This is a genomic window from Streptomyces sp. NPDC001599 (assembly GCF_042893535.1).
In the GTDB taxonomy this organism is placed as follows: domain Bacteria; phylum Actinomycetota; class Actinomycetes; order Streptomycetales; family Streptomycetaceae; genus Streptomyces.
In genome coordinates this window covers 494,779-518,402 of the sequence record NZ_JBIAVA010000002.1, presented here as the reverse complement: position 1 = coordinate 518,402, position 23,624 = coordinate 494,779, and the positions used below count along the sequence as shown (strand labels likewise).

At 73.6% G+C, this 23,624-nt stretch carries 20 protein-coding genes; 10 read left to right on the top strand and 10 right to left on the bottom strand.

Going from position 1 to position 23,624, the window contains the following annotated elements; genetic code table 11:
* Positions 1–348 precede the first annotated feature (348 nt).
* Positions 349–918, bottom strand: coding sequence for a DUF3017 domain-containing protein (locus tag ACFYZ3_RS07045; RefSeq protein ID WP_388514467.1), 570 nt, complete (start codon positions 916–918; stop codon positions 349–351).
* Positions 908–1,762 (bottom strand): bifunctional methylenetetrahydrofolate dehydrogenase/methenyltetrahydrofolate cyclohydrolase, encoded by an 855-nt coding sequence (locus tag ACFYZ3_RS07040; RefSeq protein ID WP_003974148.1) that lies wholly within the window; start codon positions 1,760–1,762, stop codon positions 908–910. Before ACFYZ3_RS07040 ends, ACFYZ3_RS07045 begins: the two co-directional genes overlap by 11 nt.
* Positions 1,763–2,058: 296 nt before the next feature.
* On the opposite strand from ACFYZ3_RS07040, the gene ACFYZ3_RS07035 reads away from it, so the two are divergent.
* From ACFYZ3_RS07035 to ACFYZ3_RS07000, 8 genes are all read left to right on the top strand, one after another.
* Complete coding sequence (locus tag ACFYZ3_RS07035) at positions 2,059–2,637, top strand: hypothetical protein (protein ID WP_388514466.1); 579 nt, start codon at positions 2,059–2,061, stop codon at positions 2,635–2,637.
* A gap of 142 nt (positions 2,638–2,779) precedes the next feature.
* Positions 2,780–3,526 carry an FHA domain-containing protein gene (locus tag ACFYZ3_RS07030; protein ID WP_388514465.1) on the top strand — a complete coding sequence of 249 codons (747 nt, stop codon included), beginning with the start codon at positions 2,780–2,782 and terminating at the stop codon, positions 3,524–3,526.
* Positions 3,523–5,118, top strand: a complete 1,596-nt coding sequence (locus ACFYZ3_RS07025) for a serine/threonine protein kinase (RefSeq protein ID WP_388514463.1) — start codon at positions 3,523–3,525, stop codon at positions 5,116–5,118. Before ACFYZ3_RS07030 ends, ACFYZ3_RS07025 begins: the two co-directional genes overlap by 4 nt.
* A 97-nt stretch (positions 5,119–5,215) precedes the next feature.
* The gene (locus ACFYZ3_RS07020) at positions 5,216–5,686 is read left to right on the top strand and encodes a hypothetical protein (RefSeq protein ID WP_388514462.1); all 471 of its coding nucleotides are present in this window, start codon (positions 5,216–5,218) and stop codon (positions 5,684–5,686) included.
* A gap of 199 nt (positions 5,687–5,885) precedes the next feature.
* A complete protein-coding gene (locus ACFYZ3_RS07015) occupies positions 5,886–6,629 on the top strand; it encodes an FHA domain-containing protein (RefSeq protein ID WP_388514461.1) in 744 nt (247 codons plus the stop codon).
* Positions 6,626–8,014, top strand: coding sequence for a protein kinase (locus ACFYZ3_RS07010; protein WP_388514460.1), 1,389 nt, complete (start codon positions 6,626–6,628; stop codon positions 8,012–8,014). The genes ACFYZ3_RS07015 and ACFYZ3_RS07010 overlap by 4 nt, the downstream gene beginning before the upstream one ends.
* A 150-nt stretch (positions 8,015–8,164) precedes the next feature.
* On the top strand, positions 8,165–8,542 hold the full coding sequence (locus tag ACFYZ3_RS07005) for a peptidase inhibitor family I36 protein (protein WP_388514458.1): 378 nt from the start codon (positions 8,165–8,167) through the stop codon (positions 8,540–8,542).
* A gap of 4 nt (positions 8,543–8,546) precedes the next feature.
* Positions 8,547–9,455, top strand: a complete 909-nt coding sequence (locus ACFYZ3_RS07000) for a hypothetical protein (protein WP_388514457.1) — start codon at positions 8,547–8,549, stop codon at positions 9,453–9,455.
* Positions 9,456–9,502: 47 nt separating this feature from the next.
* Here ACFYZ3_RS07000 and purH read toward each other — a convergent pair whose 3' ends face one another.
* Positions 9,503–11,074: a bifunctional phosphoribosylaminoimidazolecarboxamide formyltransferase/IMP cyclohydrolase gene (purH, locus tag ACFYZ3_RS06995; protein ID WP_388514456.1), complete on the bottom strand. Its 1,572-nt coding sequence runs from the start codon at positions 11,072–11,074 to the stop codon at positions 9,503–9,505.
* On the bottom strand, positions 11,071–11,718 hold the full coding sequence (gene purN, locus ACFYZ3_RS06990) for a phosphoribosylglycinamide formyltransferase (RefSeq protein WP_388514454.1): 648 nt from the start codon (positions 11,716–11,718) through the stop codon (positions 11,071–11,073). The genes purH and purN overlap by 4 nt, the downstream gene beginning before the upstream one ends.
* Positions 11,719–12,013: 295 nt before the next feature.
* Between purN and ACFYZ3_RS06985 the strand changes: the two genes are divergently transcribed.
* Positions 12,014–12,811 (top strand): hypothetical protein, encoded by a 798-nt coding sequence (locus ACFYZ3_RS06985; protein ID WP_388514453.1) that lies wholly within the window; start codon positions 12,014–12,016, stop codon positions 12,809–12,811.
* 121 nt (positions 12,812–12,932) lie between these two features.
* Here the strand turns inward: ACFYZ3_RS06985 and ACFYZ3_RS06980 are convergent, their stop codons facing one another.
* Positions 12,933–14,585, bottom strand: coding sequence for a DUF6350 family protein (locus ACFYZ3_RS06980; protein WP_388514452.1), 1,653 nt, complete (start codon positions 14,583–14,585; stop codon positions 12,933–12,935).
* Positions 14,586–14,681: 96 nt separating this feature from the next.
* On the opposite strand from ACFYZ3_RS06980, the gene ACFYZ3_RS06975 reads away from it, so the two are divergent.
* Complete coding sequence (locus tag ACFYZ3_RS06975) at positions 14,682–15,794, top strand: helix-turn-helix domain-containing protein (RefSeq protein WP_388514451.1); 1,113 nt, start codon at positions 14,682–14,684, stop codon at positions 15,792–15,794.
* Positions 15,795–15,905: 111 nt separating this feature from the next.
* On the opposite strand, the gene sucD is transcribed toward ACFYZ3_RS06975, so the two are convergent.
* The 5 genes from sucD to ACFYZ3_RS06950 all read right to left on the bottom strand — a co-directional run bounded on the left by sucD (position 15,906) and on the right by ACFYZ3_RS06950 (position 23,579).
* Positions 15,906–16,790, bottom strand: coding sequence for a succinate--CoA ligase subunit alpha (sucD, locus tag ACFYZ3_RS06970; RefSeq protein ID WP_003974163.1), 885 nt, complete (start codon positions 16,788–16,790; stop codon positions 15,906–15,908).
* Positions 16,791–16,818: 28 nt separating this feature from the next.
* Entirely contained in the window at positions 16,819–18,003 is a 1,185-nt protein-coding gene (sucC, locus tag ACFYZ3_RS06965) for an ADP-forming succinate--CoA ligase subunit beta (RefSeq protein ID WP_030145559.1), read from the bottom strand.
* Between the two features lie 718 nt (positions 18,004–18,721).
* Positions 18,722–19,696, bottom strand: coding sequence for a hypothetical protein (locus ACFYZ3_RS06960; RefSeq protein ID WP_388514449.1), 975 nt, complete (start codon positions 19,694–19,696; stop codon positions 18,722–18,724).
* Positions 19,697–19,866: 170 nt separating this feature from the next.
* Complete coding sequence (locus ACFYZ3_RS06955; RefSeq protein ID WP_388514447.1) at positions 19,867–21,111, bottom strand: VWA domain-containing protein; 1,245 nt, start codon at positions 21,109–21,111, stop codon at positions 19,867–19,869.
* Positions 21,108–23,579, bottom strand: a complete 2,472-nt coding sequence (locus tag ACFYZ3_RS06950) for a DUF5682 family protein (protein WP_388514446.1) — start codon at positions 23,577–23,579, stop codon at positions 21,108–21,110. The genes ACFYZ3_RS06955 and ACFYZ3_RS06950 overlap by 4 nt, the downstream gene beginning before the upstream one ends.
* Positions 23,580–23,624: the final 45 nt, after the last annotated feature.

Below are 23,624 nucleotides of genomic sequence, written 5' to 3'. Positions count from 1 at the left end.
ACAGGGATGCGCCCGGTCAGGATCTCAGTTCCCGGGGTGGGGGCGCACAGGAGCACAGAGGCCGCGAACGTGCACCGTCGCACGCCCACCGACCCGGGTCCAGTGTCCCACCGGCGGTCCCGTGACCGGAACGGAACCCCCGAGAAGGAGGCGCGTAGCGGAGTAGCGGAACGGTCACTTCCGTGCCACAGCGCCCTGCCAGGCGTTGAACAGGGCGTTCGAAGTGCAGGAAGGTTGTTCCCGGCGGCGACCCGTCCTTTCACGGGGGTGAGGACGGGCCGCCGTCCCGCGTCGCGGCGAGGACGGGCCGCCGTGCCGCGTCGCGGCGGGGACGGCCGCCGGAGGGCCCTAGCTGACGGTGAAGTGCAGGGTGTCCTTGAGGAACGGGATCTCCAGCACCGGGTTCGGCTGGGCCATCAGCGCCAGCAGGGCGATGGAGAGGCCGAGGACGCCGTAGGTCGCGATGTCCGTGAAGCGCGAGCGCACGGCCAGCATGCCGACGCGGGGCATCGTCCAGCGGAGCGCGGCGCCCAGCAGCAACGCGGCGCCGACGAGGACCAGCCCCCAGCGGAAGACGTCCAGCGCGGTCAGCAGGAGCCCGACGCCGACCAGCAGCGTCACGGTGAGTACCGGCCACTGCCGGGCGGGGGCCGGCGCGTCGCCTGCCGCGGCTCGGCCGCCGCCCTCGGGCCGGGCGGTGTCACGGGTGAAGAGCGGGAACCGGCGCGTGGTGCGCCGTGGCCGCCCCTCGGCGTCGGGCGCGCTGACGGGATCGCGGACGGTGATGGCGTCCGGGTCCTCGGACGCCTGTGATGCCTGCGGGGCCGGGGCCGGGGCCGGGGCCGCCGGGTCACCGGTCCTGCCGTCCGGGACCCGCGCGTCGCCCGGACGCTCGGCGTCGGTGTTCTCAGCCGGCACTGCGCTCCGCCGCCTCCACCACGTTGACCAGCAGCTGGGCCCGGGTCATGGGGCCGACGCCGCCGGGGTTCGGGGAGATCCAGGCGGCCACCTCGGCCACGCCGGGGTGCACGTCGCCCATGATCTTGCCCTCGGCGTTGCGGGAGACGCCGACGTCCAGGACGGCCGCGCCCGGCTTGACGTCCTCGGGCCGGACCAGGTGCGGGGAGCCGGCCGCGGCGATCACGATGTCCGCGCGCTTGAGGTGGGCCGCCAGGTCCCGGGTGCCGGTGTGGCACTGGGTCACCGTGGCGTTCTCGCTGCGCCGGGTGAGCAGCAGCGGCATCGGGCGGCCGATGGTGACACCGCGGCCGACGACCACGACCTCGGCGCCCTTGATCTCGACGCCGTAGCGGCGCAGGAGGGTGAGGATGCCGTTGGGGGTGCAGGGCAGCGGCGCCGGCTCGTTCAGGACGAGGCGGCCCAGGTTCATCGGGTGCAGGCCGTCCGCGTCCTTGTCCGGGTCCATCAGTTCGAGGATGCGGTTCTCGTCGATGCCCCGGGGCAGCGGCAGCTGGACGATGTACCCGGTGCAGGCCGGGTCCTCGTTCAGCTCGCGGACGACCGCCTCGATCTCCTCCTGCGTGGCCGTGGCGGGCAGTTCGCGCTGGATGGAGGCGATGCCGACCTGGGCGCAGTCGCGGTGCTTGCCCGCGACGTACTTCTGGCTGCCTGGATCGTCGCCGACCAGGACGGTGCCGAGGCCGGGCGTGACACCCCTCTCCTTCAGCGCCGCCACGCGGGCGGTCAGTTCGGACTTGATCGCGGCTGCGGTGGCCTTGCCATCGAGAATCTGGGCGGTCATGCCCCCCATCCTCGCGGATGACCGGCCCCGGGTTCCAATCAGGTCGGCATGCGGGCACCGCGCGGGAACCATCCGGACGCCGCGGGACACATCACGCCCTATCCGCTCATGATCGATGTTGTTGCACTTGCACAACGCCTTGCGGGCGGGCTGGACAAGTAAGAGTTCGGTCAAGAACGATTGGGCAGCACAGTGCCGCGGGGCCGTACCGGGGGGACGAACCGCTCAAGAAGAATCTCCTCCGAGTCGAGCCGCGCGTCGTCCCCGCACTTGACAGCGACGGAGGAAGACCCGCCATGAGTTTCGGCGACCCCAACAACCCCTACGGCCCCCCGCAGGGCGGCCAGCAGCCGAACTACGGCTACCCGCAGCAGCAGCCCCAGGGCCAGCCCGGCTACGGGTACCCCCAGGCTCCCCCGGTGTCGGCCGGCTACGGCTACCCGGCCGCCCCGACCTCGATGCCCGGCACGGTCAGCGCGGCCCGCGTCATGCTGTGGATCATTTTCGGCCTCCAGCTCGTCGGAGTCGCCCTGTTCGCGATCAGCGCCGTGGGCGTGGCCGCCGCGAAGAACGACGAGGAGCTGAAGGACGACGCCGCCTTCCAGCAGCTGGCCGACTACTCGTCCGGCATGCTGTGGGGCCTCGTGGCGTTCGCGCTGGTGTGGGGCGTGCTCTCGCTCGTACTGGCGATCAAGGTCGGCAACGGCGGCAACGGCGTCCGCATAGGGACCATGGTCTTCGCCATCATCACCGCGATCCTCGGTCTGTACCCGTTCATCGTCGTGGGCCTGGTCCACACGGTGCTCGCCATCCTGGTCGCCGTGTTCGTCGGCAACGCGAACGGCTCGGCCTGGTACAAGCGTCCCCGTTACTGAGGACCAGGAACCGGGTGACGGTGACTGAACACTTCGCGCCAATCCCCGCACAGGGCCGTGTCTCACCCGTACGAGGGGGGCACGGCCCTGGTGCGTCGCCCTAGTCTGGCCCGGGTAGCCGTCAGGCACGGGGAGACGCACCTTGTACAGCATCATCGTGGTACCTCCGCCGACCACGGAGGACGAAGACACCGGCACCCAGTACCGGCTCGCGCCCGGCGAACGGCTCGTCTTCGGGCGGTCCGTGCCCGGGGGCGGGCTGCGGATCGGGCACGACGGGGTGTCCCGCAGAGCCGGTGAGATCGCGGCGCACGGCACCTTCTGGACCCTGAGCAACCTCTCCGCCCACCAGACCTACGTGGTGGAGAACCCGGAGGGCGCGGGCGAGCACATCAAGGTGGCGCCCGGCCGCCTCGACGCCCCGGTGCCGTTCGAGTTCTCGCGGATCGTGCTGCCCGCCGCCGGTGACCTGCTGCCGGTCGAGGTGTGGGCGCCGCGCCACGACTATCTGCGCGGCGAGGACGGCACCGACGGCGAGCCGACCGCCCCGGCCTTCTCGGTCGACCGCACCAAGCGGTACTTCGCGGTGCTGGCCGCGCTGTGCGAGCCGCGGCTGCGCGGGGCGCCGCACGCGCCGCTGCCGACCATGGACCAGGTCGTGGAACGGCTCCGCCCGGCCTGGCCGGCCGCCTCCCGTACGTCGGTGCAGTGGAACATCGACTACCTCGCCGTGAAGCTGCGGCTGAAGCCGGGCCCGGAGACCGCCGAGCCGGGCCCCCGGCTGAACGGCAAGAAGGAGTCGCTGGTCTCGCTGGCGCTCCGCTTCGACCTGGTCCGCGAGGACGACCTGGTGGTCCTCGCCGCACCGTCCGGCCGGGCCCTGCGATGACCGAGCCGTACGCCGTCCCGGTGCCCAGGGGGTACCGGGTGGGCGCCTGGGAGGTGCACGCCCCGATCGCGACCGGCGCCTTCGGCAGCGTGTACGCGGCGCGCCGCACCGACACGGGCACCGCCACCACCGCGACCACCGACAGCCCCGCCGGGCAGCCGCCGGACACCGTCGCGCTGAAGTTCCTGCCCACCGGCACCGGCACCCCGCGGCAGCTGTCCCACCTGCGGGACCTGGTCGAGCGCGAGGTCGAGTTGCTGCGCAGGCTGCGGCGGCCCCGGCTGATCCGGATGTACGAGACCCTCACCGTCGACGACCCCGCCGACCCCCGGCTCGACGGCGCCACCGTCCTCGTCCTGGAGCGGGCCGAGGGCTCGCTGTCCGCCCTGCTCGCCGCCACGCCCCGCCCGCCGGCCGGACCCGCGCTGCTCGCGCAGGTCTGCGAGGGCCTGCAGCAACTGCACCGCGCGGGCTGGGTGCACGGCGACCTCAAACCGGCCAACGTGCTGCTGATGGCGGACGGTTCGGCCCGGCTCGCCGACTTCAACATGGCCGCCGAGCTGGAGGGCACCCACGCCTACACGCCCGCCTTCTCCACCCCGGACTACACGCCCCCCGAGCTGCTGTGGTCCGAGGTCGGCGAACGGGGCCGCCGGATCCGCCCCTCCGCCGACGTGTGGGCCTTCGGCGTGCTGGCCCACCTGGTGCTCACCGGGTCCTTCCCGCTGCCCGGCGGCACCCCTACGGCCCGCCGCGACGCCGCCGTCGCGTACGCCCGGGGCGGCCACGAGCTGCGCCTGTCCCCCGAACTGCCACCGGGATGGCAGGAGATCGTGCGGGCGTGCCTGACCCGTACGCACGCCGACCGGATCGGCACCGATGCCCTGCTGCGCCGCGTGACGGATACGACGGGGGACGTGAGCGGCAGGGGGAGGTTCTCGCTCCGGAACCACGCACGCCCCCGGCGCAGGGTCCTGGCCGCCGCGGCCGCGGGCCTCCTCGCCCTCGCCGCGCTCGGCTACGGCGCCGCCCGCTGGGCCGGTGACGGCCGGGAGCCCGCCGCGGGCCCGCGCCCCGGCGGCACCGCGAGCGTCGCCGCCGCCTCCTACGGGGCGGCCGAACTGCGCACCGACCGGGACGTGCCGCCCGCCTACCGCCTGCTGATCGTGGAGACGGCGCACGACTGCGGACACGAGGAGGTCAGCCCGGCCCTGATCGCGGCCATGCTGAAGGTCGAGAGCGACTTCGACCCGGATCTCGCCGACCCGGCCAAGGACGAGTACGGCATCGCCCGCTGGACGCCGAGCGTGCTGCGCTGGTGGATGAACGAGGACGGCACACCGGGCGAGACCGTGCCGCAGCCCCCGTTCCCGCCCGCCGAGTCCATTCCGGCGATGGGCCGTTACCTGTGCTGGATCACACCCCGTCTCGACGCCGGCCTGCCGGGCGACCGCGGCGTGCTGGTCGCGGTGGCCTACCGGACGTCGTACCGGAAGGTGAACGACGCGGGCGGTGTTCCCCCGAAGTACCGCGACTACGCCGACCGCGTCGCTCACCACCTCAAGGAGTACACGCCCCGGCGGGGGAAGTGACCCTGGGAGTTCCCAGGTTCCGCACGGCGGGCGCCGGGGGCACGGTGTGGGTACACCGCCTCGGCGGTACGACACCGACGTTCACGGGGGAACGACAATGAATATCGTCAAGCCCGCAGTACTCCTTCTCGCGGCCACGGCCCTGGCCGCCGGCTCCACGGTCGCGGCCACGGCCGCCGACAGCCCGGGCGGCACCCGGGTGACCGGCCTCCAGCAGACGGCCGACCAGGTACTGGCCGACAGCCCGAAGCCCCTGCGCGTGACCGCCGACGCGGTCGAGTACGAGGGCCTCACCGTGACGGACGCGCCCGTGACCAAGGGCGCCCAGGACCTGGCCTGCGACTACGGCCACCTGTGCATGGTCGTCAAGGGCACCAAGTTCGACTTCTACAAGTGCCAGACCTGGAACCTCACCAACTGGACCGGCGACGGTCCGTTCACCAACAACCAGACGCGCGGCACGGTCGCCAAGTTCTTCAACAAGGACGGCAGCGTCCGCTGGACGTCGACGGCCTACCAGGCGGGCACCGCGACCTGGGACCCGATCTGGTCGCTGCGCCCCTGCTGATCCCCCCACCGGGTCCGCCCCGCGGCGGCCCCCGGTTCCCTCCGCGGAGGGGGCCGGGGGCCGCCGTCCTGCCGTCCGGGCCGCACCGACCCGCCGTGGCGTCCGAATGCTTAGGCTGCCCTCACCTCTCTCCCGTACGCTGCCCGTTGTTGGACTGGGGAAAGTTGACCCCGAGCAATCGGGGGAGGGGGACGACTCCATGTACAGCGTCATCGTCGTGCCGCCGTCGTGCGGCAATGTGGCCGACCAGTTGAGGATCAGCGCGGGTGAGCGCGTCGAGTTCGGCAGGACCGAGCCGAGCGGCGGGGGACTCGCCATCGCACACGCGGGGGTTCCCCGGGTCGCCGGGGAGATCGCGGCGCACCGGACCTTCTGGCTGCTGAGCAATCTCAGCGAGGACCAGACCTACGTGGTGGAGAACCCCGAGGGCGCCGGCGAGCACATCAAGGTGGCTCCGGGCCGCGTGGAGGCGCCCGTACCTTTCGAGCTGGCGCGCGTGACCCTGCCCGCCGCGGGTGACCTGCTCACCTTCGACGTCTGGGCACCGCGGCACGCCTTCCGCAGCGTCGAGCGACGGGGTCTGCCGGGGACGGGGACCGTACCGGCGTTCGCCCTGGACCGCACCAAACGGTACTTCGCGGTCCTGGCCGCCCTGTGCGAGCGGCGCCTGCGCGGTGAGCCCCGCGCCCCGCTGCCCGCCGTCGAGGAGATAGTGGAGCGGCTGCGCCCCAGCTGGCCCAAGGTCAGCCGCTCCGCCGTCTACTGGAACATCGACTACCTCGCCGTCAAGCTGCGGCTGAGACCCGGCCCGGACGCGGCCGAGCCGGGCAGGCGCACGCACGGCAAGAAGGAGTCGCTGGCCTCGCTCGCCCTCCGCTTCGACCTGGTCCGCGAGGACGACCTCGTCGTACTCGCCCCGGCCCCGAGCGGAGCGGCACGGTGACCGTGCGGCCGTACGCGGTCCCGGTGCCGAAGGGCTATCGGATCGGGCCCTGGGAGGTGCGCGAGCCGCTCGCCTCCGGCGCGTTCGCCACGGTCTACGACGCGACCCGCACCACCGGCGAGGGCGAGCTGCCGCGCCGGGCGGCGCTGAAGTTCCTCTCCACCGGCACCCGCACCCCGCGCCAGTTGCACCACCTGCGCGACCTGGCCGAACGCGAGGTGCAGTTGCTCCGGCGGCTCCGTTCGCCCCGGCTGATCCGGATGTACGACACGCTGACGGTCGACGACCCGGACCATCCCGAGCTGGACGGCGCCACCGTCCTGGTGCTGGAGCGGGCCGAGGGATCCCTGGACGCCGTACTGGCCCGGACCCCGTCCCCGGACGCCGGGCCCGCCCTGCTGGCCCAGATCTGCGAGGGCCTGCACCAGCTCCACCACGCGGGCTGGGTGCACGGGGACCTGAAACCGGCCAATGTTCTGCTGATGGCGGACGGTTCGGCCCGGCTCGCCGACTTCAACCTGGCCGCTGAGATGGAAGGCACGCACGCCTACACCGCCGCCTTCGCCACCCCGGACTACACCCCGCCCGAACTCCTGTGGCCAGAGGTCGACGAGCGCGGGACACGGATCCGCCCGTCCGCCGACGTCTGGGCCTTCGGCGTCCTCGCTCACGTGGTCCTGACCGGGGAGTTCCCGCTGCCCGGCGGCACCGCTGAGGCACGCTCCGACGCGGCGATGCGCTATGCGCGCGGCCGCGAGGAACTGCGCCTGTCCCCCGGCCTCCCCGAGGCCTGGCGGGAGATCGTCTCCGACTGCCTGGCCCGTACGCACGAGGAGCGGGCCGGCCGCACCGCCGGCACGGCCGCACTCCTGCGCCGTGTGGAGCGGGTCGCGGGAACGTCCCCCGCTGCCCGTCTGCCGAGGCTGCGACCGCACCGTCGGCGGCGCACCGCCCCGGTGAGCGCCTTGGTCGCGGTGGCGTTGGCGGCGGCCACGGCCTCGACGATGTACGCGGCGCGGGAGGACGACGAGCCGACGTACGGATACCACCGCTGCCCGGTCGCCTCTGTCTGCTTCTTCAGCGAACCCAACGGCGCGGGCAAGATGTGCAGTTGGGAGAAGGACGACGCGGACTGGCTGTCAGGGACGGACACCTGCATGTGGACACGGGACCGGCCGGTGGAGTCCATCTTCAACAACAGCAGTGACGACTCGACAGGACTCGGCGCCGTGGCGTACTTCCGGGGCCGCGACTTCACCCCGGTCGGCGAGGACGTCACCCGGAAGAACTCCCGGAACCGCACCGGCTGCACCTCCCAGCGCAACCAGGGGAACCTGGCGGGTACGTACGCCCCCCTGTCCCACAAGTGGATCGCACGCTGCTGACACGAGGCGCCGGACGCGCTTGAGCAGGGGCGTTGCGGCGAAACGGCCTGGTGCGAAGTCCGACCCTGCAAGGTTCGAGGTACCGCGGGTCCGTCCCCACGACCAGAGTGATGGCTGCGCATCCAGTACGTCACAAGGGGAGGACATCGCATGATCAAGAAGAGGATCGCGGCCGTGCTCGGTGCGGCGGCGCTCGCGGGACTGGGCATCGCCGCCACCGCCACGCCGGCCAGCGCGGCGTGGACCGACTGCAGCTCTGGGGCGCTGTGCGCGTACCTGGGAGACAACGGCGCGGGCGACCCGGGCGAGGTGTTCGGGAACAACACGAACCTGCTCCAGTACAACAAGTTCAACAACGCGGAGTCGGTCTACAACAACGGCAACGACTGCAACGTCCGCGTCTACAACGGAACGAGCTATTCAGGCAGCTCCTTCCTCCTGCTGCGCGGTTACGTCATCAGCAACCTCGACACCTACCGCGACGGCATCTTCGCCGACGACCTCGCGTCCAACCGCTGGGTCTGCTGACGCCATGCGCAGACTGCTGTGGCTGACCGCCGCAGCCCTCCTCGCCGCCGGGTGCTCCACGTCCCCCGGCGGCGAGGCCGCGGCGGAGAAGCGGCCCGATCCCCGCCCGCTGGGCGGCGCGCTCCACTTCACCGCGTCCGATGCTGCCGCACTGCACGAGGCCGAGGAGCGGGAAGTACGCAGGTGCATGGTGGCCCGCGGGTTCGACTACGACCCGATTCCGGTCGGCGACGTGCAGCGACGTGCAGCCACCAGCCCGTACGGCCTGCTGGCCCCGGGCCGGGCGGGCCAGGACGGCTACGGCCTGACCGTGGAGCGACTGCGGAAGCCGCCGGCCGACCCGAACGCCCAGCGGGTGTCGGCGCTGGCCGAGCGTGACCGCCGCGCGTGGGAGGGGGCACTCAAGGGAGCGGCAGACGGGCCGCGCGAGATGATCGAGTTGCCGGACGGGCCGACCGTGTCGGTGTCCACCGACTCCTGCGTGTCCGCCGCGCGCCGCGCACTGTACGGCACTTCCTGGGAACGGAATCACTACACCTTGCAGAGCCTTCGCAACACCATTGTGAAAGACACGCTCGACCACCCCCTCGTGAAGGCGGCCGAGCGGAAGTGGGCCGCGTGCATGCGGGACGAGGGCTTCCGTTACGAGCACCGCGAGGACCCGCTCAAGGCGCTGAAGAAGCGTCTCGACGCCGCCGGCTCGGACGCGGCCGCCCTGCGCGCCACTGGACGCGAGGAGCTGAAGACCGCCGTGCGGGACGCCGTGTGCCAGGCCGAGGCCGGGCTCGCCGGAGAGATCTCCCGGGCGCAGAAGCGGGTGGAGAAGGCGCTGCCGCCCGCGCGCACCTCCCGGCTGGAGGAGTTCCGTGCGGCACGGGAGAGCGCGTTGCGGCGGGCGGGAGAACCCGCGTGAGGGCGGGCGCCCCGGTGCCGCGCACCGGGGCGCCCTCACCTGCCGCGTCAGTGGAAGAAGTGCCGCGTCCCCGTGAAGTACATCGTCACGCCGGCCTTCTTCGCCGCCTCGACGACCAGTTCGTCGCGGACCGAGCCGCCGGGCTGGACCACGGCCTTCACACCGGCTCCGGTGAGGATCTCCAGGCCGTCCGGGAAGGGGAAGAAGGCGTCGGAGGCCGCGTACGCCCCCTGCGCCCGCTCGGCGCCGGCCCGCTCCACCGCGAGCTTCGCGGAGTCGACGCGGTTGACCTGGCCCATGCCGACGCCGACGGAGGCGCCGTCCTTGGCGAGGAGGATCGCGTTGGACTTGACGGCCCGGCACGCCTTCCAGGCGAAGGCCAGCTCGGCCAGCTCCGCCTCGGACAGCGCCTCGCCGGTGGCCAGGGTCCAGGTGGCGGGGTCGTCGCCCTCGGCCTGGAGGCGGTCGGTGACCTGGAGGAGGGCGCCGCCGTCGATGGGCTTGACCTCGACCGGGGCGGCGGGGGCCTCGGGGGCGCGCAGGACGCGGATGTTCTTCTTCTTGGTGAGGGCTTCGAGGGCGCCGTCCTCGTAGTCCGGCGCGACGATGACCTCGGTGAAGATCTCGGCGACCCGCTCGGCCATCTCCTTGGAGACCGGGCGGTTGACGGCGATCACGCCGCCGTACGCGGAGACCGGGTCGCACTCGTGCGCCTTGCGGTGCGCCTCGGCGACGTCCGCGCCGACCGCGATGCCGCACGGGTTGGCGTGCTTGATGATCGCGACGCAGGGCTCGGTGTGGTCGTACGCGGCACGGCGGGCGGCGTCCGTGTCGGTGTAGTTGTTGTACGACATCTCCTTGCCGTGCAGCTGCTCGGCCTGGGCGAGGCCCCCGCCCTCGGGGGAGGTGTAGAGCGCGGCGGGCTGGTGCGGGTTCTCGCCGTAGCGCAGGGTGTGGGCGCGCTCGTAGGTGGCGCCGAGGAAGTCCGGGAAGCCCGACTCGTCGACGGGGGCGTACTCGGCGGCGAACCAGGAGGCGACGGCCACGTCGTACGCGGCGGTGTGCTGGAATGCCTCGGCGGCCAGGCGCTTGCGGGCGGCCAGGTCGAAGCCGCCGTCCTTGACCGCGGAGAGCACGTCGGCGTACCGGGCGGGGCTGGTGACGACCGCGACGGAGGGGTGGTTCTTGGCGGCGGCGCGCACCATGGAGGGGCCGCCGATGTCGATCTGCTCGACGCACTCGTCGGCCGTGGCGCCCGAGGCGACGGTCTCGCGGAACGGGTAGAGGTTGACCACGACCAGGTCGAACGGCGCCACGCCCAGCTCGTCGAGCTGCTGGCGGTGGCTCTCCAGACGCAGGTCGGCGAGGATGCCGGCGTGGACCTTGGGGTGCAGGGTCTTGACCCGGCCGTCCAGGCACTCGGGGAAGCCGGTCAGCTCCTCGACCTTGGTGACGGGGACACCGGCGGCGGCGATCCGCCCGGCGGTGGACCCGGTGGAGACCAGCTCGACGCCGGCCTCGTGCAGCCCGCGCGCGAGCTCTTCCAGCCCGGTCTTGTCGTAGACGCTGACGAGTGCGCGACGGATGGCCCGCTTGTTGCTTCCGGCGGTGGCGGTCACTGGATAACTACCTTTCGTCCCTCAATGCGATAGCCGTTGCGGGCGAGCCGCCCCACGACATCGACGAGCAGCTTTCGCTCGACTTCCTTGATGCGCTCGTGCAGAGCGGCACCTTCGTCTTCGTAGTCCTCGTCCCGGACCTCGACCACGCCCTGCGCGATGATCGGCCCGGTGTCGACGCCGTCGTCGACGAAGTGGACGGTGCAGCCGGTGACCCTGGCGCCGTACGCGAGCGCGTCCCGCACACCGTGGGCCCCCGGGAAGCTGGGGAGGAGGGCGGGGTGGGTGTTGACGAACCGCCCGCCGAACCGCGCGAGGAACTCCTTCCCCACGATCTTCATGAACCCGGCCGAGACGACGAGGTCCGGCTCGTGGGCCGCGACGGCCTCGGCGAGCGCCGCGTCCCACTCCTCACGGGTCCCGTAGTCCTTGACCCTGCGGACGAAGGCCGGCACCCCGGCCCGCTCGGCGCGGGCGAGCCCCTCGATGCCGTCGCGGTCGGCGCCGACCGCGACGATCTCGGCACCGTAGGCCTCGGCCCCGGTGGCGGCGATCTCGTCGAGGAGCGCCTGGAGGTTGGTGCCGGATCCGGAGACCAGCACGACGAGGCGCTTGGCTCGCCGGTCCACGGGCTTGGCGGCCACGGTGGGGGCCTTTCTCGGGAAAACGGATCTGTTTGTACGGTCGTACGAATGCTTCGCGCCCCGGGATACGGGGAAGTCTACGAAGCGGCCGACCGTCAGCAACGATACCGGCACACCGGACGGCCCCCTCGGGACGGGGGCGCGGCCGGAAGGTAGCGTCTGCGTGGAGCCGGAGCGGGAACGCGGCCCGTGCGTCGGGCGTTCACCAGACGTACCGACCAGTTCGCCCCCTCCACCAGCTCGCCCGTTCCACCAGCCGCCCGTTCATCGTCGCCAAGGGGAAGACGCTCAGTTGATGCCGGACCGCAGCCTGCGACTGCTCACACTCCCCCAGCAGTCGGCGCAGCCAGGGGAGCGCAGCACCGTGTTGCTGCGGGAGCGCCCCTCGACACCGCCCGACACCCCTTCGGACCGGAGGAACGGCGGCGAGCGGGACGGCTCCACCGACCAGGACAATCCGTTCGCACCGCCCCCGGAGGGCACGCCGGACAGCCCGTGGCAGCCGCGGCACCCGTCGGGCGACGGCGACTCCCAGGGCGCTTCCGGCTCCCAGGGCGAGGGCGGCCGTTCCCCCTGGGGCGGCCAGTGGAGCGACCGGCAGCCCGGCCGGTCCCCCGGCGGCTTCGGCGAGCGGCCCAGCGGTACGGGCGGCCCCGAGGGGTCGGGCAGCGGCCCGGGCCCGCGCTGGGACCCGACGGACCCCGCCCAGCGGCGTGCCCGTTACGCCCTGCTGAGCGGCATGTGGGCGCTGTTCTTCGCCCTCTTCACCTGGCCGTACGTGGCTCTGCTGCTCGGCGCTCTGGCCCTGTACTGGGGCATCAGCGCGCTGCGCGCCAAGCCCCGGTCCGCCGCCGACCCGGACACTCCCGCCCCGCCCGCCGAGCAGACCGGCCGCCCGCAGCGCACCGCCGCGATCAGCGGCCTGGTCACGTCGTCCCTGGCCATCCTCCTGGTCGCCGCGTCCTTCGGCGCCCAGCTGATCTACAGCGACTACTACACCTGTCGCGAGGACGCCCTGACCAACGCGGCGGAGCAGTCCTGCGAGCGCCACCTGCCGGAGCAGCTCCGCCCGCTGCTGGGCTCGGAGGACTGAGCTCTTCCAGCCCGTCCGGCGCTTGAGGACGAGGCCCGTTCGGGGCCGAAAGCGGGGGCCTGGGGGCGCAGCCCCCCGGGACGGGAAGGGAAGGGGCGGCGGGGGCGAGGAAACCCCTCCGTCACCGAGGCGACTCCCCAGGCCGGTCGGCCGGCAGCAGGTCATACGCACCCCCGCCGTCGCCGTCGTACAACCCGAACGGCACCGCGTCCACGTCCTCATCCACGGCCGCCCCGGCCCCGGCCTCCGTATCCTTCGTCGCCCCCCGCCTCCACCACCGCCCCACGGACGGCACCGGAACCCGCACCCACCGCCGCCGACGCCCACCTCCGTCGGCCGCCTCCTCGGCCCCGGACGCCTCCACCACCGCCTCCCGCGCGGCAGCGCTCCGCGCCCGCCATGCCCGCGCCACCACGGCCACCGGCACCGCCACCGCCCCGATCCACGCCAGCGTCGCGCCCCCGGCCTGCCACCAGACCGGCCCGAACCGGGCGAGCGCGGCGCTGCCCAGCGGCCCGCCGGCGAACGCGGCCAGCAGGGCGACGAGGACCGCACACAGCACGGCCGCCACGAGGGCGGCGGCAGCGGTCCGCCGCCACGACCACACCCCGGCGGCCGGGCCCGCTCCCCGCTCCTTCGGCTCACCCGCCGTGGCCGCCCGCGCCGTGAACCACCCCACCACCGCCCCCGCCAGCAACGGCACCGCCCCGGCCGCCCAGTGCAGCGGCGTTCCGGGCCCCACGTCGGGCACCGCCGCCAGCAGCGGGAACGGCGGCAGCAGCGGTGCGGGAGCGGAGGCGGTGGGGGCCACGACATGCCCCGCCCCGAGGACGAAGCCGGGGCCGAGGGCGTACACCGCCGCCCACACCGCCGCGTTCGGCACCAGCGTCAGACAGAGCAGCAGTACGGCGAGCCTCCCCGACCATCCCTCGGTCAGCCGCAGGAACGCCTCACCCGCGGCCTGCGAGTGCCACACGAGCGACACCGCGAGCAGCAGCGCGCCACCCCCGACGAGCACCGCCGCACCGGCGCCCGCGGCGCGCGTGGCGGCGCCCAGGCGCGCGTCCGGCTCCACCATCAGCTCCCGCAGCTTCCGGGGCAGCACGCGCAGCGCGCGTCCCACGGGCCCGCCCGGCCGGCCGAACGCCGTCCACACCCCGGCGCCCGCCGCTCCCATGGCGACCAGCGGCAGACACACCGCCGCCCACCACGACGAGGGCCGCAGCGCGCCGCCCTGCGCGTACAGGACGACGGGCCCGGCGACGGCGAGGTAGCCGAGCACGACCCCGGTCCAGGCCACGCGCGCGGAGACGGGCGGCGGCCCGGTGTCGGGGGCGCCCGCCAGCCACGCCGGGCGCGCCCCGGGCCCCGCCTTCGGAGCCGCCCCGACGGCCACGCCCACACCGTCCCCGGGGTCCGTGGCGTCCCGGGCGGCGCGGTGCAGCAGCCACACCGGCAGGAGGAGGAACAGCAACGGGGTGACGCCGACGGGCGCGGGGGTGCCGGAGAGCGTGTCGGCGCGCACCAGTTCGGCCCCGTGCGCCAGCACCCACAGCGCCGCGGCGACGTGCAGGGCGCCGCCGGGCCCGCTGTCGGGGTACGGCGAACTGATCCAGAGCAGCGTCACGAGCGCGGCGCACGCCGCCAGCCCCAGCACGGCGGCGACCACGCCGCCCAGGAGGCCGGCGGCCAGTCCGGGCGACCGGTCCCGCCACCGGGTGCGCAGCAGGGAGAGCGGGGCTGGACGAGCGGTCGTCTGGATCACGCCCGCCATGCTCCCAACGACACGCGCTTTCCGTTCGTAACGAGCCAAGTCCCGTTGTGTCGCTCAATATATGTTTATGTACTTTTTCGTACGAAGGGGTGTCCTGTGACACGCAGCCCCGCAACCCCCCTCCCTCCTCCCAAGGAACGCCGACGTCTGCGTGAGTCCGCCGCACTGACACAGCCTCAGCTCGCGACCCGGGTGGGCGTCACCCCGGGGACGGTCCGTGCGTGGGAGAGCGGCCGTACGACTCCGCGAGGCCGGAAACGGGAGGCGTACGCGAAGTTGCTGAAGACGCTGGCCGAGGAAGAGGCGGCACGGGCATCAGAACCGGAGCCGCAGCTCCAGCCCCAGCCGGAGCCCCAGCCGGAGCCCCAGCCGGAGCCCGATGTGGCGCCCGCGCCGGCACCCGAGCCCGCGGCACTGACCCCCGCTCAGGCCTTCGACGCGCTGTACGCCTTCGGCGCCCCCGCCCTCGTACGGCAGACCTTCCTGCTGACCGGCCGGCGCGAGCAGGCCCGCGAGTCGGTGGAGCGGGCCTTCCAGGCCGCCTGGGAGCACTGGCCCGAGGTGGCCCGCGACCGGGACCCGGTGGGCTGGGTGCGGGCGACGGCGTACGAGTACGCGCTGTCGCCCTGGCAGCGGTTCCGGCCGCGGCACCGGCACCCGGAGCCGCCGCCCGCCGACCCCGGCGACCGCACGCTGCTCAACACCCTGCTCAGGCTCCCCGCGAGACACCGCCGCACGCTCGTGCTGTACGACGGTGTGGGTCTGGACCTGCCCGAGACGGCGGCGGAGACGGAGGCGAGCACTCCCGCGGCGGCGAACCGGCTGCTGCACGCCCGCGAGGCCGTCGCCGCCCGGCTGCCCGCGCTGGCCGACCCGCGGGTGCTGCACCGGAGGCTGGCCGAGCTGGCGTCGAACGAGCGGCTGCGGGCGGCCGAGCCCCCGACCGTACGCCGGGGCGGCGAACGCCGGGCGCGGTTGCGGACCCGGGCCGCGATCGCGTTCACCGTCGCCCTCGTCGGGGCCACGGCCCTGACCGTGATCACGGCGCCCACGCACTACGAACCGCCCGTGTCACCCGGGCAGGCGGTGCGCGGTGTGCCGCACCGGGTGGCGCCGGGGGCACTGTCGGACGAGGAGCTGGAACTGCGGCAGAAGCTGCGGGACCAGGTGCAGGACGGCCCGGAACGGCTGCTGCCGAGGCTCGAATGAGGGGGTCCGCCCGGCGGGCCGGCGCCCGGAACGCCGAGTGGCCCGCCCCCTGGGAACAGAGGGCGGGCCACTCGGTGTGCGACAGGCACCGGGCCGTCGTACGAGGCGGCGTCAGCCGGCCAGGATGGCGCGGGCGAGCTTCGCCGTCTCGGTCGGCGTCTTGCCGACCTTGACGCCGGCGGCCTCCAGGGCCTCCTTCTTCGCCTGGGCGGTGCCGGACGAACCGGAGACGATGGCGCCGGCGTGGCCCATGGTCTTGCCCTCGGGCGCGGTGAAGCCCGCGACGTAGCCGACGACCGGCTTGGTCACGTTCTTCGAGATGTACTCGGCCGCACGCTCCTCGGCGTCGCCGCCGATCTCGCCGATCATGACGATCAGGTCGGTCTCGGGGTCGGCCTCGAACGCGGCGAGCGCGTCGATGTGCGTGGTGCCGATGATCGGGTCGCCACCGATGCCGACGGCGGTCGAGAAGCCGATGTCACGCAGCTCGTACATCATCTGGTACGTCAGCGTGCCGGACTTCGAGACCAGGCCGATGCGGCCCGGCTTGGTGATGTCGCCCGGGATGATGCCGACGTTGGACTGGCCCGGGGTGATGATGCCGGGGCAGTTCGGGCCGATGATGCGGGTCTTGTTGCCCTTCTTGCCGGCGTAGGACCAGAAGGCGGCCGAGTCGTGCACGGCGATGCCCTCGGTGATGACGACGGCCAGCGGGATCTCGGCGTCGATGGCCTCGACGACGGCGTCCTTGGTGAACTTCTCCGGCACGAAGATGACGGAGACGTTGGCGCCGGTCTTCTCGATGGCCTCCTTGACGGTGCCGAAGACCGGTACCTCGTTGCCGTCGAAGTCCACGGAGGTGCCCGCCTTGCGCGGGTTCACGCCGCCCACGACCTCGGTGCCGTCACCCAGCATGAGCTTGGTGTGCTTCATGCCGGTGGCACCGGTCATGCCCTGGACGATGACCTTGCTGTCCTTGTTGAGCCAGATAGCCATGGTGTGTTGGTGTCCTCGTCCTGAGTGCTTACTTGGCGGCGGCGTGAGCCAGCTCGGCGGCCTTGTCGGCCGCGCCGTCCATGGTGTCGACGCGCTGGACCAGCGGGTGGTTGGCGTCGGTGAGGATCTTGCGGCCCAGCTCGGCGTTGTTGCCGTCGAGGCGGACGACGAGCGGCTTCTCGACCTTCTCGCCGCGGTCCTCCAGGAGCTTCAGCGCCTGGACGATGCCGTTGGCGACCTCGTCGCAGGCGGTGATGCCGCCGAAGACGTTGACGAAGACGGAGCGGACGTCCGGGTCGCCGAGGATGATCTCCAGGCCGTTCGCCATGACCTGGGCGGAGGCGCCGCCACCGATGTCCAGGAAGTTGGCGGGCTTGACGTTGCCGTGCGCCTCACCGGCGTAGGCGACGACGTCCAGGGTGCTCATGACGAGACCCGCGCCGTTGCCGATGATGCCGACTTCGCCGTCGAGCTTGACGTAGTTGAGGTTCTTCTCCTTGGCGGCGGCCTCGAGCGGGTTGGCCGCGGCCTTGTCGTGGAGGGCCTCGAAGTCGGGGTGACGGAACTCGGCGTTGTCGTCCAGCGACACCTTGCCGTCGAGGGCGATGACGTCGCCGGAGACGACCTTGGCCAGCGGGTTGACCTCGACCAGGAGGGCGTCCTCCTTGATGAAGGTGTCCCAGAGCTTGACCAGGATGTCGGCGACCTTGTCGGCGACCTCGGCCGGGAACTTCGCGGCCTCGACGATCTCGCGCGCCTTCTCGGGCGTCACGCCGTCGATCGCGTCGATCGGGGTCTTGGCGACGGCCTCCGGACGGGTGGCCGCCACCTCCTCGATCTCCATGCCGCCCTCGACGGAGGCGATGGAGAGGAAGGTGCGGTTGGCACGGTCGAGGAGGAAGGAGACGTAGTACTCCTCGACGATCTCGGGGGCGGTCTCGGCGATCATCACCTTGTGGACCGTGTGGCCCTTGATGTCCATCCCGAGGATGTCCGTCGCGCGGGCGACGGCCTCGTCCGCCGAGGCTGCCAGCTTCACGCCACCGGCCTTGCCGCGGCCACCGACCTTCACCTGGGCCTTGACGACGGACTTGCCGCCCAGACGCTCGGTGATCTCGCGCGCCGCCTCAGGCGTGTCGATGACTTCACCGGCCAGCACCGGTACATCGTGCTTGGCGAAGAGGTCCCTCGCCTGGTACTCGAACAGGTCCACGCGCTTCCGTCCCTATCAGTGATCTCGCGGTTCGTTGGATGCGTGGGCGTGCCGCGAAGGGCAACGTGACGTCCGCTGTGAGTCACAAGGGGGGCGCACACGGTGTCCGAGCGCGCGGCATGTCCGTCTCGCAGGTTATCGCCGCTTGCGGAGGGTCTCTAAATCGTGGGTCACACCTGAGCGGTGATGCCTGTCACATGATGCCGTGCTCACTGGCACGCGGTGCCGTGCGTGAGGCGGACACGGGGGCGTTCCGCACACCGGTGAAGGGCCTCACCGGGCTGGGGTTGACCCGGTGAGGCCCAGGGGCTCCCGGCGGGCCGCACGGGTGCGGTCCACCGGGGTGCGGTCCGGCTGATCCCCACCCCAATGGGGACCAGCCGGACCGGACCGCGGGGTTTCGGCCGGACGGAGGCCGACGGCTTTCGGCCGTCCGGGGCCTGCCGCCCCGCGGAGTCTGTGTCCGCCGCGCACCCGGGCTCGGGCCGCGGTCGCCGTCGGCCCGTGGGAGACGGACGCACCCGTGGATGGCGGACGCGGGTGGCGTACGCACGGCGAGCAGGCCTCACGGCCGGTGCGGCGGACGCGACGCGGGTGGAGGGTGCGACGCACGTGACGTGTATGACCTGTGACGCGCGCAGCGGGTGCTACGGATGCGGCGGGTGCGGCGGATGCGTGGCAACCGCCGCGGTACTTACGCGGCGAAGGGCGCGGCGTTCTAGGCGGGAGAGACGGGAACGGCCCGGTACGGCTCCCGGACCCCGGCCGCGTGACCTCGCTCCTCGATGCCGGGCACGAGCCGGAACGTGATCCGGTGCAGCGGGGTGACCGCGCGGGCGTCCCCGTGACGCGGCGTTCCCTGGTCGGCGCCGGACGCGGTACCGAGCGCGCCGTCGGGGTCGCCGGTGGGCGCGGGGCGGGCGGGGGCGTACCCGGTGTGCGCGGTCCCGGCCGGGTGGGTGCGTGCGTCTGCGGTGGGCGCCGCTCCGGTGCCGGGTTCCGGCCCGTAGCCGACGACGCGTACCGGGCCTCCGGCTCCTTCGGCGGGCCGGGAGTCGGTGGTGTCGGCCGGGGCTGCCTCGCTGCCGGAGGCGTCGGCCACGGCCGGGGCGGGCTCGGCCCGAGGATCCGGGACGGCCGACGACGACCGACCGGAACCATCGGTGAGGCCTGGCACGGCACCGCCCGGGTCAGGCGGGTCTGTCGGGTCCGACGGGTCTGTCGGGTCGGACAGGTCTGTCAGGTCGGACAGGTCTGCCAGGTCGGGGAGCACCCGCAGCGGCGGCACCTCGGTCCGCAGGGCCGCCTGGGCGCCCTCGACCCCCTCGGTCACCGTCTCCACCGCGGCACCGACCGGTCGGGCCACCCGGTCCTGCACGGCCCGGACGACTTTCTCGGACCCGGGGCGCAGGCCCGGAAGCACCGCGCCGGGGCGTCCCTCCGAGACGGCCTCGACGTCCGGGACGGAACCGGCGTCCAGCCGGCTCTGCGCCCGCGCGGCAATGCCGAGGACGTGGCCGACCGTGTCCTTCGAAGTTCCCGTCGCTCCGTCGGCCGCCTGTGCCCGGCCGCCGCAGAGCAGCCCGAGGAGGAACAGCCCGCCCGCCAGCAGTGCCACGTGCAGCGCACGCCGCCCGGCCGCCGTGCGCAGGACGCGCAGAGCGGCACCGGGCAGGACTGCTGACCAGATCAAGAGGGGGAGCTTCCTCCCGTGCGGCGGAACGGGCCGCGCGTCGAACAACGCATCGACACGCCGCGCGATACTCGCACGGGGATCCGGAGGTTGCGCAAGCCCCATCCCCCCGACGGCCCGTCATATCCGTTTTGTACGCGGGAATCGGGTCACCCCGGATCGACAAATCGTCACCCGGCATCCGGTATCGGCAGGGGCCGCCCCTCGATCGCCGCCGCCATCACCTCGGGGAAGAGATCGGGCGTGCAGGCGAAGGCCGGTGCGCCGAGCGCCGCCAGGCCCGCCGCGTGGTCCCGGTCGTACGTGGGCGTGCCCTCGTCGGACAGGGCCAGCAGTGTCACGAACCGCACCCCCGCCGCCTGCATCGCCGCGACCCGCTTGAGCATCTCGTCGCGTATGCCGCCCTCGTACAGGTCGCTGATCAGCACGACCACCGTGTCCGCGGGCCGGGCGATCCGCGACTGGCAGTACGCCAGCGCGCGGTTGATGTCCGTACCGCCGCCGAGTCGCGTGCCGAAGAGGACGTCGACCGGATCGTCGAGCTGATCGGTGAGGTCGACGACCGCCGTGTCGAAGACGACCAGCCGGGTGTCGAGCGCGCGCATGGACGCCAGCACCGCGCCGAACACGGAGGCGTACACGAGGGAAGCCGCCATCGACCCGGACTGGTCGACGCACAGGACGATCTCCTTCTTCACCGAACGGGACGCCCGCCCGTAGCCGACGAGCCGCTCCGGCACGACCGTGCGGTGCTCCGGCAGGTAGTGCTTGAGGTTGGCCCCGATCGTGCGGTTCCAGTCGATGTCGTGGGGGCGGGGCCGGCCGGTGCGGGCGCTGCGGTCCAGGGCGCCGGACAGGGTGGCACGGGTGCGGGTGACGAGGCGCTTCTCCAGGTCCTCGACGACCTTGCGCACGACGGCCCGTGCCGTCTCCTTCGTCGTGTCCGGCATCGCCTTGTTCAGGGACAGCAGGGTGCCGACGAGGTGTACGTCGGCCTCCACGGCATCGAGCATCTCCGGCTCCAGCAGGAGGGTGGCCAGCCCGAGCCGGTCGATCGCGTCCCGCTGCATCACCTGGACCACGGAGGACGGGAAATAGGTCCGGATGTCCCCCAGCCAGCGCGCCACGGCCGGTGCGGAGGCCCCGAGCCCCGCCGCACGGTCCCGGCCCGCCCGTGACGCGCCCCCTCTTCCGTACAGCGCGGTGAGTGCCCCGTCCATCGCGGCGTCCCGTCCGGAGAGCACGTGGCCGGTGCCGTCGGCAGGGTCACCGCCGAGTACGAGGCGCCACCGCCGCAGCCGCTCCTGTGCCGCGTCGGCGCCCACCGGCTCGCTCACCGTCACGCGTCCGGCCGCGGGCGCCGTCGTGGGCGCCGTCGTGCGGCCGGTCGTGTCTCCGGTCCTGTCTCGGGTCATGTGTCCGCCCCCACCAGGTCGTTGTCGTCCGGTGCCGGGTGCCGGCCCAGCAGCAGCCGGACCACCGGCAGCACCGCGTCGGCCCGCGCGGTGTCGAGGCCCGCCGCGAAGCCCGGTATGCCGGAACCGGCCGTCGTCACACTCCCCCGCGCCTCCGGTCCGCGCCTGACCAGCTCGCCGAGGCTGCGGCGCACTCCCGGCTCGTAGGCGGAGAAGGTACGGCGCAGCAAGGGCAGTACGTCCGTGAACGCGTCCACGGGCACGCCGGTCAGCCAGGTGTCGACCAGGGCCAGCAGCCGCTCGTCGTGCAGGAGGAGCATGCCGCCGCCCGAGCCGCCGCCGACGAAGCCCTCGATCCAGGCCGCCGCGTCCGCCGGTGGCGTCCCCGGGGACAGCACCAGGCCCATGAGCCGCGCCGCCTCGTCCGGTGCCAGCTCGCCGTCGTCCAGCAGGAGCCGTACGGCACGCCCGCGGACGACGCCGGGCACCGTGTCCCGGGCGGAAAGTGTCTTCAGCACGGCTCGCCAGCGGGGGCGCAGGTCGCCGCGGCCCGGCGCGGGGGCGTCACCGAGCAGGCCCACGGCCGTGTGCACGGCGTCCACGTGCCGGCGCATCTCCTCGGCCGCGTCGGCGTCCAGTGCGGCACAGGCCGCGGGCAGGCCGACGAAGACGCGCTCGGCGAGCCCCGCGGCCACCTCCGCCAGGGCGCCGGTGTCCGTGCCGCGCACGTCGCCGTAGCGCAACGAGCGGACGAGGGCCGGCAGGGCCTGGGCGAGGTGGCCGACGTCCGTGTCGAGTGCGGCCCGGTCGGCGAGTATCCGCATCACCGGCGCGAGCGCGTCCGGCAGTTCGGCCAGCAGGCAGCGTTCGGCGAGCGCGGTGACGTCGGCGAGGTCCCGTGCGGTGACGGCGTCCGCCTCGGCCCTGGCGGTCGCGGCGGACAGCACGGTCGTGCCCCACACTCCGGCCTCGGCCACCCGCACCGACAGCTCCGGCTCCCACCGCAGCCGCCAGGTCTCCCGGAACGTGCCCGTGCTGCGCGACGCGGCCGGCTCGCCCCAGCCGACACCGAGCAGCCGCAGCCGGTGCAGCAGTGTGCTGCGCCCGGCGTCGGTCTCCTTGCGCAGGTCCAGCTCCAGCTCCCGCTCCGGCGCCTCGGGCCGCAGCCGCAGCCGCCGCTGGGCCCGGGCGAGGTCCCGCTGCAACGGCACCGCGGGCGCTCCCGCCGGCACCTCCCCCAGCACGTCCCCGACCACCAGGCGGTCGTGGATCAGCGCCAGTGGCACGTCCGAGCCGTCGCACATCACCGCCCGCACCGCGTCCGTCGTCTCGGTCAGCCCGGGCAGCGGGCGTCCGCGGAGCACCGCGAGCGTCTCGGCCAGCCGCGTCGCCTCGATGACGTGCGCCGGGGAGACGAGCCTGTCCTCCTCCCGCAGCAGACCGGCCACCTTGGCCAGCCAGCGCTCGACGGGCCGGTCGACCGCGGCGAACAGGTGTCCGTACCAGCCGGGTGACTCGATCCCCGCCCCGTACCCACCGGCCCGGGACAGTCTGCGATGGGTCCAGGGCACCCAGGTCATGTCCACCTTGGTCCTGGGAAGCCCCTTCAGCAGGGCCCGGTCGGCGGCGACGGGGGCCTTGCGTCGCAGCGCGGGCACGTGCCACGCCCCGCAGACCACGGCCACGCCCTCGGCGAACTCCCGTCGCGCCGCCCGGACCTGGAGCCGCATGTGGGCCTCCCGCACGAGGTCCCGTACGTCACCGCCATCCCCCTCCCGGCCCCGCCCGCCGTCCCCCTCGTCGTCCGCCTTGCCGTCCGCCTCGCCGTCCGCCTGCGTCTCGCGCAGCGCCGTCATCGCCTCCTCCAGCGCCGTGAAGGGTGCGAGCGCGTCCCCCGCTCCCCCACCCCGGTGCTCGATCACGTCCTCCCACCAGCGCTCGGGGTCGTCGTGCCCGGCGGCCGCGGCGAGGGCGGCGAGCGGATCGCCCCGGACGTCGGCGGGTGCGGTACCGGGCCGGCCGGGCGGATCCTGGCCGTCCGCGTGGCCGTCCGCATCGACGTCCGCGTGGCCGTCCGGTGCCCGCCACGCCAGCGTGTGCGTGGCCGGGAGGTCGATGAAGCGGGCCGGGACGTCGTGCTCCAGGGCCCAGCGGACGGCGACCCATTCCGGGGAGAACTCGGCCAGCGGCCAGAACGCCGAGCGGCCCGGCTCGTCCACGGCGTGGGCGAGGAGCGCGACCGGCGGCCGCATGTCCTCGTCGGCGGCCAGCGGGATCAGGGCGTCGGCCTCGGGCGGTCCTTCGATCAGCACGACCCCCGGCCGGGTCGCCTCCAGCGCGGCCCGCACCGCCCGGGCCGACCCCGGCCCGTGGTGGCGTACCCCGAGCAGCAGCGGCCTGCCGCCGGGCTCCCCGGCGCCGCCCGGCCCACCGGGCCCGCCGCTCCCGGCCCGGTCAGCGCCCGTCACACCGGCCCCCTCGCCTGCGGGACCGGCTCGAGTCCCCGTCGGCAC

Coding starts and splice junctions, on each gene's coding strand:
- ACFYZ3_RS06985 (WP_388514453.1), top strand. CDS start 12,014: ATGCCGGACCGCAGCCTGCGACTGCTCACACTCCCCCAGCAGTCGGCG.
- ACFYZ3_RS07025 (WP_388514463.1), top strand. CDS start 3,523: ATGACCGAGCCGTACGCCGTCCCGGTGCCCAGGGGGTACCGGGTGGGC.
- ACFYZ3_RS07035 (WP_388514466.1), top strand. CDS start 2,059: ATGAGTTTCGGCGACCCCAACAACCCCTACGGCCCCCCGCAGGGCGGC.
- ACFYZ3_RS07005 (WP_388514458.1), top strand. CDS start 8,165: ATGATCAAGAAGAGGATCGCGGCCGTGCTCGGTGCGGCGGCGCTCGCG.
- ACFYZ3_RS07020 (WP_388514462.1), top strand. CDS start 5,216: ATGAATATCGTCAAGCCCGCAGTACTCCTTCTCGCGGCCACGGCCCTG.
- ACFYZ3_RS07040 (WP_003974148.1), bottom strand. CDS start 1,762: ATGACCGCCCAGATTCTCGATGGCAAGGCCACCGCAGCCGCGATCAAG.
- ACFYZ3_RS07015 (WP_388514461.1), top strand. CDS start 5,886: ATGTACAGCGTCATCGTCGTGCCGCCGTCGTGCGGCAATGTGGCCGAC.
- sucD (WP_003974163.1), bottom strand. CDS start 16,790: ATGGCTATCTGGCTCAACAAGGACAGCAAGGTCATCGTCCAGGGCATG.
- ACFYZ3_RS06955 (WP_388514447.1), bottom strand. CDS start 21,111: ATGACCCGAGACAGGACCGGAGACACGACCGGCCGCACGACGGCGCCC.
- ACFYZ3_RS07000 (WP_388514457.1), top strand. CDS start 8,547: ATGCGCAGACTGCTGTGGCTGACCGCCGCAGCCCTCCTCGCCGCCGGG.
- ACFYZ3_RS06980 (WP_388514452.1), bottom strand. CDS start 14,585: ATGGCGGGCGTGATCCAGACGACCGCTCGTCCAGCCCCGCTCTCCCTG.